This window comes from Streptomyces nogalater (genome assembly GCF_039532885.1).
GTDB lineage: Bacteria > Actinomycetota > Actinomycetes > Streptomycetales > Streptomycetaceae > Streptomyces > Streptomyces nogalater.
On the sequence record NZ_BAAASM010000094.1, the window covers coordinates 1 to 1,102 of the forward strand.

Below are 1,102 nucleotides of genomic sequence, written 5' to 3' on the forward strand. Positions count from 1 at the left end.
TTCACCCGCAAGCGGCTGACGACGATCACCACCTACGCCTGGAACGCCAAGGCGGCCACCCCCGGCTACGAGCCGGTGGACGTCTGGGCGCTCAAGCACCTCTACCTCGACCCCGGTGACACCGGTGACTCCACCGACCAGTCGCTCTGGCTCGACGAGATCCGGCACACCGGCAAGCGCGGCACCGACCTCTCCCTCGACCCGGTCAAGTTCGACCACGTGATGCTGCCCAACCGGGTCGACGGTACGGCGGACGACATCCTGCCGCTGAACAAGCCCCGTCTGAAGGCTGTCACCTCCGAGACCGGCGCCCAGACCATCGTCACCTACCTGGACGCCGACTGCACCGCGGCCGGCACCAAGCCCAGGCTGGACGAGAACACCCGGCGCTGCTACCCGGTGTACTGGTCGCCCAACGGTGAGAAGGATCCCCGGCTCGACTGGTTCCAGAAGTACCCGGTCGGCTCCGTGTCCACCACCGACCCCCATGGCGGCTCCGAAGCCGTACAGCACAGCTACCAGTACACCGGCGGCGGCGCCTGGCACTACAACGAGGACCCGATGACGCCCGCCAAGGAGCGCACCTGGTCCAACTGGCGCGGCTACCAGCAGGTCACCCACCTCACCGGCCTCTCCGGGCGCACCCAGAGCAAAGAGACCAGCATCTACCTGCGCGGTATGAACGGCGACCGCGTCCTCGGCTCTGACGGCAAGACCCCGGATGCCGACCAGCGCAAGACCGTCACCGTCACCGGTATCAAGGCCGGCCAGATCACCGACGCCGAGCAGTACGCGGGCTTCACCCGCGAAGCGGTCACCTACGACGGCACCGACGAAGTCGGCGGCACCGTCAACGACCCCTGGTCCAAGCGGACGGCGACCCAGCACAAGTCCTACGCCGACACCGAGGCGTACTACGTACGCACCGCGGCCACCCACACCCGCACCCGCATCACCAGCAAACTCACCCCCTACGACCGCGTCACCACCGTCAAGACCACCTACGACGACTACGGCATGGCCACCACCGTCGAGGACCAGGGCGACGACGCGGTCACCGGCGACGAGAAGTGCACCCGCACCTGGTACGCCCGCAACGACG

General features: G+C 67.9%; 1 pseudogene. It reads left to right on the forward strand.

Annotated elements, in window-relative coordinates:
* Positions 1-1,102 (forward strand): annotated as a pseudogene (locus tag ABD350_RS37740) (RHS repeat-associated core domain-containing protein); the annotation flags it as partial.